This window comes from Anaerotruncus sp. AF02-27 (assembly GCF_003465835.1).
Classification (GTDB): Bacteria; Bacillota; Clostridia; order Oscillospirales; family Ruminococcaceae; genus Anaerotruncus; species Anaerotruncus rubiinfantis.
On record NZ_QSBX01000014.1, the window covers coordinates 51,718 to 66,042 of the forward strand.

General features: G+C 52.0%; 12 protein-coding genes and 1 tRNA gene. 12 read left to right on the forward strand and 1 reads right to left on the reverse strand.

Annotated features, from left to right (window positions below; translation table 11 throughout):
• Window positions 1–169: 169 nt before the first annotated feature.
• From DWV16_RS11695 to DWV16_RS11750, 12 genes are all read left to right on the forward strand, one after another.
• Complete coding sequence (locus DWV16_RS11695; RefSeq protein ID WP_118479389.1) at window positions 170–1,720, forward strand: nitrilase-related carbon-nitrogen hydrolase; 1,551 nt, start codon at window positions 170–172, stop codon at window positions 1,718–1,720.
• Window positions 1,717–3,081, forward strand: coding sequence for a dihydroorotase family protein (locus DWV16_RS11700; RefSeq protein WP_066458074.1), 1,365 nt, complete (start codon window positions 1,717–1,719; stop codon window positions 3,079–3,081). Before DWV16_RS11695 ends, DWV16_RS11700 begins: the two co-directional genes overlap by 4 nt.
• Before the next feature lie 41 nt (window positions 3,082–3,122).
• Window positions 3,123–4,211, forward strand: coding sequence for a TRAP transporter substrate-binding protein (locus DWV16_RS11705; protein ID WP_066458076.1), 1,089 nt, complete (start codon window positions 3,123–3,125; stop codon window positions 4,209–4,211).
• A gap of 67 nt (window positions 4,212–4,278) precedes the next feature.
• Complete coding sequence (locus DWV16_RS11710; protein ID WP_066458078.1) at window positions 4,279–4,800, forward strand: TRAP transporter small permease; 522 nt, start codon at window positions 4,279–4,281, stop codon at window positions 4,798–4,800.
• Window positions 4,800–6,071 carry a TRAP transporter large permease gene (locus DWV16_RS11715; RefSeq protein WP_118479391.1) on the forward strand — a complete coding sequence of 424 codons (1,272 nt, stop codon included), beginning with the start codon at window positions 4,800–4,802 and terminating at the stop codon, window positions 6,069–6,071. The genes DWV16_RS11710 and DWV16_RS11715 overlap by 1 nt, the downstream gene beginning before the upstream one ends.
• 86 nt (window positions 6,072–6,157) lie before the next feature.
• Window positions 6,158–7,066, forward strand: a complete 909-nt coding sequence (locus tag DWV16_RS11720) for a LysR family transcriptional regulator (protein ID WP_243007324.1) — start codon at window positions 6,158–6,160, stop codon at window positions 7,064–7,066.
• A 193-nt stretch (window positions 7,067–7,259) separates the two neighbouring features.
• Window positions 7,260–8,453: a hypothetical protein gene (locus DWV16_RS11725; RefSeq protein ID WP_118479395.1), complete on the forward strand. Its 1,194-nt coding sequence runs from the start codon at window positions 7,260–7,262 to the stop codon at window positions 8,451–8,453.
• 573 nt (window positions 8,454–9,026) lie between these two features.
• Window positions 9,027–9,671, forward strand: coding sequence for a GntR family transcriptional regulator (locus tag DWV16_RS11730; protein ID WP_066458088.1), 645 nt, complete (start codon window positions 9,027–9,029; stop codon window positions 9,669–9,671).
• A 220-nt stretch (window positions 9,672–9,891) separates the two neighbouring features.
• A complete protein-coding gene (locus DWV16_RS11735) occupies window positions 9,892–11,145 on the forward strand; it encodes a dicarboxylate/amino acid:cation symporter (RefSeq protein WP_066458090.1) in 1,254 nt (417 codons plus the stop codon).
• A 98-nt stretch (window positions 11,146–11,243) separates the two neighbouring features.
• Complete coding sequence (locus tag DWV16_RS11740) at window positions 11,244–12,854, forward strand: gamma-glutamyltransferase family protein (protein ID WP_118479397.1); 1,611 nt, start codon at window positions 11,244–11,246, stop codon at window positions 12,852–12,854.
• Window positions 12,855–12,884: 30 nt separating this feature from the next.
• Window positions 12,885–13,442, forward strand: a complete 558-nt coding sequence (locus DWV16_RS11745) for a chromate transporter (RefSeq protein WP_066458100.1) — start codon at window positions 12,885–12,887, stop codon at window positions 13,440–13,442.
• The gene (locus tag DWV16_RS11750; protein ID WP_066458103.1) at window positions 13,439–14,002 is read left to right on the forward strand and encodes a chromate transporter; all 564 of its coding nucleotides are present in this window, start codon (window positions 13,439–13,441) and stop codon (window positions 14,000–14,002) included. The genes DWV16_RS11745 and DWV16_RS11750 overlap by 4 nt, the downstream gene beginning before the upstream one ends.
• Before the next feature lie 191 nt (window positions 14,003–14,193).
• Here the strand turns inward: DWV16_RS11750 and DWV16_RS11755 are convergent.
• Window positions 14,194–14,269 (reverse strand) — tRNA-Val (locus DWV16_RS11755).
• Between the last annotated feature and the right edge of the window lie 56 nt (window positions 14,270–14,325).

Here is a 14,325-nt window from a genome sequence, read left to right on the forward strand (position 1 = left end):
CCCGCCGTAATGTTTCACTGATAATTAATTATTCTAAAAATCTATAGATATCATGAAATAAATGTATCGTTTATTCTTGTTAGTAATATTAACACTGTGATATGCACAAATTATAATGAGGATACAGGAAAACATTGGAGAATATTGATAGTGGAGAGGCTGTGATAGAATGAAGCTTGCTTTGATCCAACTGCAAGGGCATGATATCTCTGATTACCGCGAGACATTGGAGGAGATCCTCCAGATGACCGAACAGGCCTGCCAATCCGGCGCGGACCTTGTGCTTCTGCCCGAATGCGCCTATCCCGCCTACTACATTGGGCTGGATGAAACGCGGGACTCCCTGAGGGAAACCATCCGCCTGCTGGACGCGCTTTCCGCTCTGGCAAAACTTTACCGCAGCTACATAGTGATTGGAATTGCGCTGGAGGAGGGCGGAGAGCTTTATAACAGCGCGGTGGTCTTTGACCGCACAGGCGCGCTGGCCAACCGCGCCGACAAATCCAACCTCTGGCATTTTGACCGTAAATGGTTTGCCGCCGGCCGGCCCGCACAGGTATTTGATACTGATTTTGGCCGGGTCGGCGTGATGGTTTGCGCGGACGGACGCATCCCGGAGATTGCGCGGCTTCTGCGCCTGAAGGGCGCGGGGCTGATTCTGGACTGCGTCAATCTGGTGGCTTCCGCGGCCAGCCCGCAGCAGCTGACAAACCAGCAGTATCAGTTCATCCTGCAGGCGCGCGCAAAGGAAAACGGGGTCTATATTGCCGTCTGCGACAAGGCCGGTGTGGAAAGCGGTGTAATCACCTTTTTGGGCCGCAGCTTTATCACGGCGCCGGATGGGAGTATGCCGGTTCAGTGTTCTCCGGATAGAGCGGAGATCCGCATATGTGAACTCGATCTGCCCCGCCCACCGGTCCAAGCCGCGCCGCGCCGCCCATCGCTGTATAGTGCCCTGACGCGGGAAACGGATGCGCTTCCGGTTGCGGAGCTTGTCAATCGCGCCTATCGCTTACAGGATCTTACAATTTACACCTCACTGGTGCGCTATGCTTATGAGGACAAGACGGCTTATCTGGCCAAGGCATGTGAATACATCCAAATCTGTGAAGGGATCGACGCGGGATTGATCGTACTTCCTCCCTATGAAGGCCCTTTGGATTGCGAAGATCTCTCCTGTCTGTCCAAAAGCCTGCACGGCCAGGCGATTGTGGCGGTTGGGATTGGGGAGAACGGTGGAAAAAAAGCTGTTTTCCTGCAAAAGGATCGGATGATCGGCGAACTTTACAGCACCCATCTGGAGGGCTCGCCGCCACAGGCGAAAATCCAGGCATTGAAACTTACCGAGAGTATCCGGGTGTCCGCCCTGTTTGACCGCGAAATTGAGATCCCGGAGATCGCCCGCTGTGCCATGCTGGAGGGCGCTGACCTGATCCTCTGGTTTGACGGGAGTGGGGAGGACGCGTTCTATCTCAAATGGATGCAAACCCGGGCCGCTGAAAACAAGGTGTTCGTGGCGCGTAGCGCCGCTTGCAGCCAGGATGATTACAGCGTTCTGGTGAATCCGGACGGCGGCGTCATCTGCACAACCTTCCAAACGCGGGAGCATACCACTTCCGGACTGGTCAACACTGCCCTGAGCAAATCAAAGGACGTTGTACCGGGCACCAACATTGTATTTCACCGCATACCAGATTTTTATAAGGAGCTAATCGTATGAAAAAGGGAGATTTACTGTTCCAAAACGCTGTCGTTGTCTCATCCAAAAGCAGCATTCCCGCGGATATCCTTGTCCGTGATGGGAAAATCGAGGCGCTGCTCGCACCTGGAAGCGGATGTGAAGCTGCCGAAGTGATCGACGTCGGCGGACGTTATATCATGCCCGGATGTGTGGACGGGCACACCCATATGATGGACCCCGGCTATACCGACCGGGAGGAATTCACCACCGGGACGATGGCAGCCGCTGTCGGCGGAATCACCACCGCAATCGACCATCACCGGACCTTGCCGGCAGTCTATTCGGTGGAGCCGCTGCTGGAGAAGATTACATATCTTTCGGATAAGTCCTGCGTTGACTTCGGCCTGAAGGGCGGCATTTCACCGGAAAATACCGCGGAACTGCAAGCCATGTGGGATGCGGGGATCACTGGGTTCAAGACGTTTACCTGTAATCTGCACGGCGTCAAGGCGATGCACACCGCGTTCCTGATGCGCAGTTTCACAGAGGTTGCCCGCATGGATGGCACGGTGCTGATCCACTGTGAGGACGACGGTATCTGCCAGTATGAGGAAGATACCCTGCGCGCCGCGGGCCGCACGGATTATCATTCCCAGTGGGAATGGCGCTCCAAGCTTGCTGAACGGGTGGCGGTGGAAACGGTCATCGAAATCGCGAAGGAAACCGGCTGCCGGGTCAATATCGCCCACGTCAGCCAGCCGGAGCTGCTTCGCCTGCTCCATCAGGCGCGGGAGGAAGGTTACCGGACCTATGCGGAAAGCTGCCCGCACTATTTTAACCTCACCGTTGAAGATTTGGAGAAAAAAGGTCCGTGGGTAAAATTCACGCCGCCGATGAACACCGCGGAAAAGGTGGAGGAGCTGTGGAAACTTTTTGATCTGGGTTATGTCACCACCATAGGTTCCGATCACTGTCCGTATCCAAAGGAACAGAAACTCCCGGGTGAAAAGAACATTTGGGATGCGCCGAACGGCATCCCGGGTGTGGAAACTTCCCTGCGGCTGATGCTCAATGGCGTCAGTCAGAAAAAAACAACCCTGAACCGCATCGTGGAGTGCATGTGCGAGAATCCCGCAAAACTTTATGGCGTTTTCCCGAAAAAGGGCCACATTGCAGTCGGAGCGGACGCCGATCTGGTGCTCCTGGATATGGATAAGGAGGAGGTCATCAGCAACGACCGTATCGTATCCAAATGTAAATGGTCCCCGTTTGACGGCAAGACCGTCAAAGGAGTCCCCGCCGCTGTCTATCTGCGTGGAAAACTGGTTGCGAAAGATGGAAAATTCGTTGGACAGGTCGGATACGGACAGTTTGTGCATCGTATCAAACCTTGCATCTAAATCGAACAGAAATAGTGTCCCAGAATTGAAGGAGGATCTATATGAAAAGAAAAATGTTTGCTATTGCCGTGTTTGTGCTGGCCGCCGCGCTTTCGTTTTCCGCCTGCGCGGGCACACAGCAGCCCGCAGCGGAACCCTCTGCCGCAGGTCAGCCCGCCGCTTCCAGCGCACAGCCCGCGCCCGGTGAAAAGATCACGATGAAAATCAGCCATGTTTCTTCCCCGGGCAGCGCGCGCGACCTCGGCTGCCAGAAGCTGAAGGAAGTAGTGGAGGCCACCGTCGGAGACAAGGTGGAGGCGCAGGTTTATCCTTCCTCCCAGCTCGGCGGGCAGCGTGACCAGGTGGAAGGGGCGCAGTTCGGCACAATTGAGTGTGTTGTCGTCCCGACCTCGTATCTGGGCGGCACCACCCCGATGATGACTCTGCTGGACACCCCGTACCTGCTGCCGGGAGATCCGGAGCAGCTCTACGAGCTTTACCATTCTGACGCGATCAAAGCGTTGATGGACACAACGACCGAAAAGGGCTTCTATACCAAAGCGATCTGGCAGACCGGATACAAGGCGTGGACCGCCAACAAGCCGCTGATCGATCCGGCGGAGATGCAGGGGCTGAAGGTGCGCGTCATGAACTCGCCCATCCTCTTTAAGCAGGCGGAGATCCTCGGCGCCAGCCCGATCACTATGGATTTCTCAGAAACCTATGGCGCGCTGCAGAACAAGGCGCTTGATGGTCAGGAAAACCCGATCGACACCATTTATGATATGAAGTTCCATGAAGTACAGACCGATATCACCATCACCAATCATGCGGGTCTCGACCAGGTTGTACTGGTCAACAAGGCATGGTTCGACGGGCTTCCGGACGATGTGAAGGCCGCCATTGACGATGGTATCCAGCAGGGCGGGCGCGTCTGCCTGGACGAAACCCTTGCCCTTGCAGAAAAGGACCGGCAGCTGATTTTAGACACCGGTAAGACTGCGATCCATGACCTCACCGAGGATCAGCTCAATGCCTGGAAAGAAGCGATGAAACCGGTACAGGAGTTTGCCCGTACCAGCCAGGGCGACGCAGGCGCTGCGATTTATGATGCCATTGTGGAAACCCGGAAAAGCATCACCGGGGAATAACCGTCAGATCGGCAAGGCAATGAAAACTTCATTGCCTTGCCGCCTTGAATCATAAGGAGGAGCACCGATGAAAAATGCCGAAAAGAAAAGCATCCTGCGCCTGATTGACGATTCTACCGAAAAGATCGAAAATGTCGTCATGAGCGTGGGGCTGCTTTTCATCTCGATCATCGTATTCATAAATGTCATCACCCGTTATTTCTTCCAGATGTCGCTCACCTGGGTGGAGGAGCTTTCCAGATATGTCGTGGTGTGGGTCACCTTTTTTGGAATCAGTTCCTGCGCGCGATACGGCGAACACGTCAACGTCGACCTTGTGCCAAACCTGCTCAAAGGGTCCGCAAAATTTATTCATCAGGTTCTGCTGTATCTTTTGTGCATGGGGATCTCGCTGTACATGACCTATATCAGCATCCAGTTTACCATCCTGCAGTATCAGGGCGGCAACACCAGCATTGCCATCACCATCCCGATCTGGCTGATCTATCTGTCCACCAATATTGGTTTTGCGCTCATGAGCTATGTCTATCTGCGTAAGCTCATGGCGGTCATTTCCAGCAGAAAAACCAAAAAGGAGGTAAGCTGCTGATGCTCGCTGTCTGCGGAGGCTTATTTTTCTGCCTGCTGATTTTTGGCGCCCCCATTTTTATTGCGATGCTTATCCCATGCCTGGCCGCGCTGACGATGAATTTCCCCGGCATGGATATGGGGCTTGCCGTCCAGCGAATGGTTGGCGGGATCGACACCTTTTCGCTGCTTTCAATCCCGTTTTTTATGTTTGCGGCGGATATCATGTCAAAAGGCGATATTGGCCATAAACTTGTGAATTTTGCCAACAAGCTGGTTGGGCATCTGCCCGGCGGGCTTGCGATCACCACGGTGGTCACCTGCACCATTTTCGGCGCGATCTCCGGCGCCGGACCGGCCGCGATCGTGGCGATCGGGATGATCCTCTATCCCGCCCTGTGCGAACAGGGCTACGAGCCTGGGCGGGCAATCGGCTGCATCACCTCGAGCAGCACCCTGGCCATGCTGATTCCGCCCGGCATCGCAATGATCCTCTATGGAGTTTCCTCCGGCGCGTCGGTCGGCAAGCTCTTCATGTCCGGCCTTTCGGTCGGCGTTCTGGTAGCTGTCATCTTCAGCATCTATGTGTGCATCGATGCGATTCGCCACAAGATCCCTCGACAGAGGCCCGCAACCTTCAAAGAGGTGCTCAAGGCCACCCGTGATGCTTTCTGGGCGCTGGGACTTCCGGTCATCATCCTGGTTGGGATTTACGCGGGCGTCATGACCCCAACCGAGGCAGCCGCGATCGCTGTGGCCTATGTACTGGTGATTGAGCTGTTCATTTACCGTTCGGTTTCTTTCAAGGAGGTTTTTGAGATCGGGATCACCTCAGGGCGAATGGTCGCGATGATCTTTATCCTGATCGGTTCGGGATCGCTGCTCTCCTGGATACTGACCGCCGCGCAGATCCCGCAGAGCATTGTCACGCTGACGCAGGGCGCACCGGCCTATATGGTTCTGATCATCATCAATGTGATCTTTCTGGTCGCGGGCATGTTTATGGACCCGAACTCGATTGTCATCGTACTGACCCCGCTGGTTTATCCGCTGGGCATGGCAATCGGGATCGACCCGATCCATCTTGGCATGATCATTGTGCTCAACTGTGCCATCGGCATGCTGACCCCGCCTTTTGGCTTGAATATTTTCGTTTCAATTGGAACCTTCAATACGCCTTATGACAAGGTGGTACGTCCGCTGTGGCCGTATATCCTGATGATGCTTGGCGTACTGCTGTTGGTCAACGCGTTCCCTGCAATCTCCCTGTGGCTGCCGAATACCATGCAGTGAACGAAAAGGGCCGCGCCCGCCGGGCGCGGCCCTTTTTCCCGGTTGACAAACCGGAATGCAATCATTACTATGGGGGTAGCGGGGTGATGAAGTTGGATATCAAGCAGCTCAAGTATTTTATCGGAATCGTGGAGGCACAGAGCTTTTCTGAGGCAGCAAGGAACCTGTATGTTTCACAGCCTACGCTGAGCAAGGCGATGAAACATCTGGAGGAAGAACTGGGCATCCAGATTTTTTATATTTCCGGCAAAAAGGTCCAGATTACGAACTATGGCAAACAGCTTTATTTTATGGCACAGGGGATCGTCGAACAGCATCAGGCCATTTATGATGCGATGCACGGACTCACCAGCCTGCAAAAAGGGATCATCAAGGTGGGTTTTCCTCCCATCATTGGCACCTGTGTGTTTCCCCGTCTCATTAAGGGGTTTGTGGAGAAATATCCCGGGCTTGAATTTGTAATCGACCAGCATGGAGCAAATCAGATTCAGCAGATGGTGGATAAAAACAAGCTGGATGTGGCTTTTACCATTATGCCGATCATTTCCGACGCGTTTGAAGTTGTGCCGATTGTTGAGGATCTCAACGTGCTGGTGGTAAACCGGCAGCATCCGTTGGCGCGCAGGAAAGCCGTCGATTACAATGACCTGCGCAATGACAAATTTGTGTTGCTGGGCGATGAGTACATGCTTTACAACAATATTATCGCGGGCTGCCGGGACGCGGGCTTTGAGCCGCGGATTGTTGTGAAGGCATCCCAGTGGGATTTTGTCGTGCAGCTTGTCAAGGTGGGCATTGGGGTGTCAATCCTGCCGCGTCAGATTCTGGAGATGTATCCCGACCCGGATATTGTTCAGATCGATCTCAACCATCGTTCGGCGCACTGGGATGTGGTTATGATTTCCAAAAAGGATGTTTACCTTCCAATTTCGGTCCAGACCTTTATTTCCTATATCAAGGAAAATGCCGGGAAACCAAAATCCATCTGCTACTGACCTGCGCGATTTCCAAAATTTTCTTGTGACGCGCGTGTGATTCTGGTATGATATACTAGATATATAAATATGTAAAAGGGGCCCCTTTTACATATCCTCTGCCATGGCAGAGGATATGATTCCCTTCTGTTTGGTTTTTCGTGGCTGGAGAGCACGGGGACATAAAAAAGAGAAAGAACAGGGAGGCAACAAGATGAAAAAGATTCTGGCAATGGTACTGGCTCTGGTAACGGCGATTTCCATGTGTATCAGCGTATCGGCGGTAAAGGTTACCAGCACAAATGATTCCTTATATGCTTGTTTGGATGACATCGCACTGTATGACACGGATTTTGAGTTGGACAATGCTTATGTGGAGAGCGCCGGCGACCTGATTATCAAGGATGGTAAGAGCGACACTGTCCGTCCGGCCAAAACCATCTACTTCGACGGGGACGGTGAGAGTTACCTGGGTTATATTTGTGATCGGGACGACTTTTTTAAAGTGGAAGCTTCGAAGGGAGAAGGATCCAAATATGTCCAGTCGATCGAGCTGGTGCAGAAAAAGTTCGATAAAAATCTGATCGAGGTGGATGATCCAAGCGATGACAATGAACATCCGGCGGGATCGCGTGATTGGTATATCGCGGTAAAGCTCAAGGATTCCTATAACGACGAGGAGTTCAAGCTGACCGTCAAGCTGACCGTCAAGGCGAAAAAGAATTTTTGGTACTGCACTAGCTGTGATGAAATCCTTGCGACAAAAGCAGCGGCAGATGCCCATGCCGGCGATATCGTGGCGGTGACCACCGGCGGAAAGGTCGTATATGAATCGGATGCCTTCTGGGTCACCAACGAAGTGCTCGAGGGTGATCAGGATCAGACGGCAGGGACCGGCGGATATGTTTTCAAACCCGAGAAAAATGAGGACAACGAGGTGATCTGGGAGGACGAGAACGACCAGATCGCGAAGCTCAGCTTCACGGCGGACAGCGACGTTGCGAAATACTATCCGAAGCTGTCCACCAAATGGGACAACTCGAAATACGAGGAGAAATTCGCGGATCAGGACGCGTTCATCCGCCAGTTTGTGGGCAGCCCGAAAATTTCCTCCACCTCCCGAGCAACGCTGGAACTGAACGTTCCGTATCTCGATGACGACAATGAGCTGACGGTGGACGAGGACGAGATCATCGTCTATGAAGAAACCGCCGACGGCGAACTGGTTGACGTCACCTCCAAAGGCAAGTTCGTCACCAACGATGACGACGATTTCGTTTTCCAGATGAAGACCCGGCAGCTCGGCACCTACATCTTCGCGGCCGCGCCGGCGGCTTCTTCCGAAACGGAGAACATTCCGGAAGAGGCGCCCGAAGCTGACAAAGCCAATCCGGGCACCGGTTTTTAAACAAAAAAGATTCAGTGACATAAAATCCCCAGACTGCGGCGGGAAAAGCAGCCTGGGGATTTTTATGCAAAAATGCCCGCGCATGGCGGGCATTTTTCAGGGAGATCTTTATATTCTCGGAGCATCGAGTGTTTATAGATTACCGTAAAATATAAGACATACTCAATAGGATATATCGTAAATCAGCGTTTAGTTTGAAAGTTTGTGTATTCCCATAAGAACAGACACTGCCGCAAACGATGCCATGAAGCATAATAGATGAAGGAAGATCGACACAAGTCTGTGTAATTCATTTTTTGCGGCTTCGACGCCAGCTGGCGATGTGTTTGGTTCGGCCCTCCCGCGTATAAACCGTTTCATGAACTCCACATAAAAGAGATCAAAAAACTGAGGATATTGACCAATTGACAAAAGTCCGGCATCATGCTATTCTAAACGTGTCGACAGAGAATCGACTTAGAATCGATTTAAAATATTCATCGGAAAAGAAAAGGGTATCTTCCAATTGAAAGTTTATTCCATTTATATTATACTTATATAGATTGGGAGACTAACTTTGTTTGGAGGATTAACATGTCTGATAACGGAAGCAGTAAAACCAATGTATATGATAAAATTTTTAATTTGATTTTGACGCATAAAATTCCGCTGGGCGCCCCGATTTTTGAAAATGAGCTTTCGGTTGAGCTGGGCAGCAGCCGGTCGCCGATTCGGGAAGCTTTAAAAAAAATGGAGGCGCAGGGGATTGTAAATCATTATCCCGGCCGGGGGACTTTTGTCGCGCCGATTACGCGGCACGACGTGGAGGAAATCATCGACCTTCGCGTGGTTCTAGAATTGTTTTGCCTGAAAACTTCGATTCATCGGATTCCGGATGAAACGTTGGATCGCATAAAGACACAATTGTCCGCTCTGGAAGATGGCTCGCCTTTTGACGAGTATTCCAAGACGAATATTGACCTGCATGAGACAATCATCGCATTTGGAGGCAACAAGCGGGCGGAGAATTTTTATCAGATGCTGAGCATGCAGATCCTGCTGGTAAACCGCAGCACCCCATGCGCCCGGCAATATTTTGTGCGCTCCCGGGATCAGCATCTTGAGATTGTGGAAGCGCTCAAAGCGCGGGATTTGGAAAAGAGCGAGGACCTGCTGCGCAGCCATTTGGAATATATTAAGCAGAATACAATGGAAAGTTTTGAATATGTAAATCTCTGATCTCCACTTTTAGATAGAAAGCGTGATTTTGCCGCAATATGTCGACAAGTGATCGATTGTGAGTCGATTGAAAAAATGCCGTGCCGCGCGTAGGAATAGAAAGTCTTTCCCAGCTAAAAAGCTGAAGGATAGAGTCCGGACAGCAACCTGTTTTTTTGCAAAGAATCGTTCAGGGTACCCTACACGAAAAATGCCTTTTCATTGAAAGGAGTGTAGTAGCTTGAAGAAACTCAAATTGTGGCAAAAGACAATGATTGCACTGTTTATTGGCATTGTCCTTGGATTTATCTTCAGTGCGATGGGCGGCAGGGAAGTCGGCTGGATCGCGGTGAGTATGAAGGCTTGTTCTTTTGTGGGCGGTATTTATCTGAGAATGCTGAGAATGCTGTCGGTGCCGCTGGTATTTGCCTGTATTCTGAATTCGGTGGCAAAACTGGGCGACCTCAAACAGCTTACGGGCCTTGGGATCAAAACGTTTCTGTTTTTCTTTGTGACGAGCGCGATTTCGGTTGTTTTCGGGCTGATTGTCACAATGCTTCTAAAGCCGGGCGCCGGATTCACAATGGAGGAACTGTCCGCCGCGAGTTATGAGGCGACCGCTGAAATCAATGTGCTCGATTCGATTACCAATATGTTCCCGGTCAATATCTTTGCCAGCCTGACGAGCGGCGATATGATGCAGATTATTGTTTTTGCAATCTTTGCGGGCATTGCAATGATCATTCTTGGGGAAAAGGTCAAAGTATTCGCAAGCTTTATAGACAATATGGAGAGCTTGATGTTCAAAGTGACCGATCTCGTACTGGTATTCACCCCGATCGGCGTCCTGGGGCTTATGACCGATACGATTGCAACATATGGCTCTAAGGTGGTCGGCAGCCTGGTTACCTTTATTGCCTGCGACTGGATCGCGGCTTTGATTACAATCGTGGTAATGTACAGCATCATGCTGGTATTTATCTGCCGCATGAATCCATTCAAATTCTGGGCGCAGTTCAAGGAGCCCATTATGATCGCGATTGCGACGCTGGTTTCGGTGGCGACCCTACCGCTTGGCATGAAAACCTGTACCGAGAAAATCGGCGTACCGAAATCAACCACCGATTTTGTACTTCCGCTCGGCGCCACGGCCAATATGAACGGCACAGCGGTTTATTTTGGCCTGATTGTGGTGTTTACCTGCCAGCTGATGGGAATCCAGCTTTCCATTTCGCAATATGTGATCCTTGTCATCCAGTCGGTTCTGATGGCGATTGGATGCGCGGCGGTCCCTTCGATCGCTTTGGTGCTCAGCGCCACACTGCTCACCAGTTTCGGCCTTCCGATTGAGGCGATTGGCCTGGTCACCGGTATCCATCGTATTGTAAATACGGCGCATACGCCGACGAACGTTATGGGCGACTGGGTGACAGCAACCTGTATCGCTTCCCTGGACGGCACGCTTGACAGGGAAAAATGCGTGGCAAAGCTTTAGCAGAATGAATTTTCCGGCAAGAGCTCTCCTGCCGCGCTTTGAAGCGAGAGCGGAGAGCCTGCCGGAAAAGTTTAAGATGAGGAATGCGAGGGAGTCAGATGAACTTCAATCCGATGATTAATCAGTATCCGTCCAAGCGCAATGTGGTGTATGGCGCAAAGGGGATGGTTGCAACTTCGCAGCCGTTGGCGGCACAGGCCGGGCTTGAAATCCTGCGCCAAGGCGGTAATGCCATCGATGCTGCCATTGCTGCGGCCACCTGCCTGGCGGTGGTTGAATGCGGCTTTAATGGAATCGGGGGAGATGCGTTCGCGCTGGTTTGGACAGGTGGGAAACTGCACGGGCTCAATGCCAGCGGCCCGGCGCCAAAAAACATCTCAGCGGAAAAGCTTTGGGCAAAAGGGTTTCAGGAGATGCCGAAATATGGTTTTGAACCGGTTACGGTTCCCGGGGCGCCATCCGCCTGGGCGGAGCTTTCCCGAAAATATGGGCGGCTGCCGCTTAAAAAGGTGATGGAGCCTGCTGTCCGCTACGCGCGGGAGGGGCATCCCGTGTCGGTGAATAATGCACAGAAATGGCAGTATCTCTATGGCGTTTATGCCAAGGAGTTCAAAGGGGACGAATTCAAGCCGTGGTTTGATACCTTCAGTGTGAACGGCGCGGCGCCGAACGCCGGCGATCTATTCAAATGCGAAGATATGGCCAGATCGCTCGAATCGATTGCAGAGACACATGCGGAAAGCTTTTATCGCGGAGAGCTCATGGAACGGATGGTGGACTACTCCGACCAGTACGGCGGCTATTTTTCAAGATCGGATTTTGAAGAATACCGCCCGGAATGGGTGGAACCGATCCATGTGAATTACAGGGGTTATGATATCCATGAGATCCCGCCGAACGGACATGGGATTTCGGCGCTGATGGCGTTGAACATTCTCAAGGGCTTTGCATTCGATGGGGAGCGCGAGAGCGCCGAAGTCTACCATAAGCAGATTGAGGCAATGAAGCTTGCCTATATGGACGCCAAGACCTATGTGACCGATCCGCGCTATATGAAAGTAAGCGTGCAGGATCTGCTTTCGGACGCTTATGCGGATGAGCGCCGCCGCCTGATCGGCAAGACCGCGATGCTCCCACCCGTCGGCAAACCGCAGAGCGGAGGGACGGTTTATCTGTGCGCGGCGGATGATGACGGGAATATGGTTTCCTATATCCAGTCAAACTATATGTGCTGGGGGTCCGGCCTGGTTGTGCCGCATACGGGCATTGCGCTGCACAACCGGGGAAACAACTTCTCATTGGAGAAGGGTCATGACAATCTAATTGCGGGAGGAAAGAAGCCTTATCACACCATCATACCCGGATTCATGACAAAGGATGGGAAGCCGGTCGGGCCGTTTGGCGTGATGGGTGCGTTTATGCAGCCGCAGGGGCATGTGCAGGTGGTGACCAACACGCTTGACTTCCATATGAACCCGCAGGATGCGCTCAACGCTCCGCGTTGGCAGTGGATGAGCGGAAAAGCGGTTGACCTCGAATGCGATGTGCCGCAGCGGATCGTGCAGGAACTGGCGGACCGGGGGCATCAAATCAAGATTCATTATCAGTACAGCACCATGGGTAAGGGCGAGATCATCTGGCGAATGGAAAACGGCGTGCTCTGCGGCGGTGCCGAACCGCGTGCGGATGGAACGGTTGCAGCCTGGTAAATAAGACGATTGCGAATGGGAGGAATGGCGATGAAGGAGTTGTGGGAACTGTATATATCCTTCTTCAAGATGGGAGCGGTGACCTTTGGCGGAGGATATGCGATGCTTCCAATCCTGCAGAAAGAGGTTGTTGAAAAGAAAGCGTGGATTTCCAGTGAACAGGTGATGGATTATTACGCAGTCAGCCAAGGGCTGCCGGGTATCATTGCGGTAAATGTATCCGTATTTATCGGGTACGAACGCCGCAAGATTCCCGGAGGTGTGGCCGCAGCGCTGGGCGTGGTGTCCCCCTGCCTGCTTATCATCATGACAATCGCGGCGTTCCTTTCCAATTTTCAGGAAAATCCTTATGTTCGTCACGCGTTTGCCGGTATTTCTGTCTGTGTTGCCGCGCTGATCCTCAATGCCGTGCTCGGGCTTTGGAAAAAAGGCGTCAAGGACAAATTGGGATTTGCAATCTGTATCCTTGTGTTCTGCGCCACGGAATTCACAGGCCTTTCGCCCATTTTATTCATTATCGGCGCTGCGGTTGCGGGGATTCTCTTCCAAAAATTGCGCGGGAAGCAGCAGGGAGGGGATAAGGCATGATCTACCTGCAGCTTTTCTGGGAATTTTTCAAAATTGGGCTGTTTGCGGTTGGCGGCGGTATGGCAACGCTTCCGTTTTTGCAGAACCTGTCAGAGACAACAGGATGGTTCACCACCTCTTTTATCACCGATATGGTGGCGATTTCCGAATCAACGCCGGGGCCGATCGGTATCAATATGGCGACCTATGTCGGGTTTAATGTTGCGGGAATTCCCGGCGGAATCCTGGCGACAATTGGCGAAGTGCTGCCATCTATCCTGATCATCACGATTGTATCCAAATCGATGGAGAAGTTTCGGGAGAGCCCGTTGGTGGACTATGCTTTTTACGGGTTGCGTCCGGCGGTGACGGGGCTGATCGCGGCAGCGGGATGGGATGTTATAAAAGTTTCCATGCTGAATGTACAGGCTTTTCTTGCCACACATGCGGTGCTTGACCTGTTTGACCCGATGAAGATCCTTTTCTTTGTTGCCATCTTTTTCTGCATCTGGAAGTTTAATAAACATCCTGTGCTGTATATAGCGGTTTCCGCTCTCGTTGGGATCATTGCCAAATTTTAAAACCCCTTCAACACCCCATAAAAATAGGATGGCAAAGTCAAATTGACTTTGCCATCCTATTTTTAGATGGAATGTAGGCTGTTTTGATCTGAAAACTGCGTTAAAAATAGAAAAAAACCGGAAACTTGCAAAATAAACAAGTTTCCGGGGACAAAAAAATGCCGCCCGAGCGATTGCCCGAACAGCACCCCTGGTGGACGGTAACGGGTTCGAACCGCTGACCCCCTGCACGTCAAGCAGGTGCTCTACCAGCTGAGCTAACCGTCCATATAATTTTGTTTTGACTGCTTGTCTCTCTTAGCGACTTGATTATTATAATATAG

Coding starts and splice junctions, on each gene's coding strand:
- DWV16_RS11750 (WP_066458103.1), top strand. CDS start 13,439: ATGATCTACCTGCAGCTTTTCTGGGAATTTTTCAAAATTGGGCTGTTT.
- DWV16_RS11695 (WP_118479389.1), top strand. CDS start 170: ATGAAGCTTGCTTTGATCCAACTGCAAGGGCATGATATCTCTGATTAC.
- DWV16_RS11705 (WP_066458076.1), top strand. CDS start 3,123: ATGAAAAGAAAAATGTTTGCTATTGCCGTGTTTGTGCTGGCCGCCGCG.
- DWV16_RS11700 (WP_066458074.1), top strand. CDS start 1,717: ATGAAAAAGGGAGATTTACTGTTCCAAAACGCTGTCGTTGTCTCATCC.
- DWV16_RS11720 (WP_243007324.1), top strand. CDS start 6,158: ATGAAGTTGGATATCAAGCAGCTCAAGTATTTTATCGGAATCGTGGAG.
- DWV16_RS11745 (WP_066458100.1), top strand. CDS start 12,885: ATGAAGGAGTTGTGGGAACTGTATATATCCTTCTTCAAGATGGGAGCG.
- DWV16_RS11740 (WP_118479397.1), top strand. CDS start 11,244: ATGAACTTCAATCCGATGATTAATCAGTATCCGTCCAAGCGCAATGTG.
- DWV16_RS11710 (WP_066458078.1), top strand. CDS start 4,279: ATGAAAAATGCCGAAAAGAAAAGCATCCTGCGCCTGATTGACGATTCT.
- DWV16_RS11725 (WP_118479395.1), top strand. CDS start 7,260: ATGAAAAAGATTCTGGCAATGGTACTGGCTCTGGTAACGGCGATTTCC.
- DWV16_RS11730 (WP_066458088.1), top strand. CDS start 9,027: ATGTCTGATAACGGAAGCAGTAAAACCAATGTATATGATAAAATTTTT.
- DWV16_RS11715 (WP_118479391.1), top strand. CDS start 4,800: ATGCTCGCTGTCTGCGGAGGCTTATTTTTCTGCCTGCTGATTTTTGGC.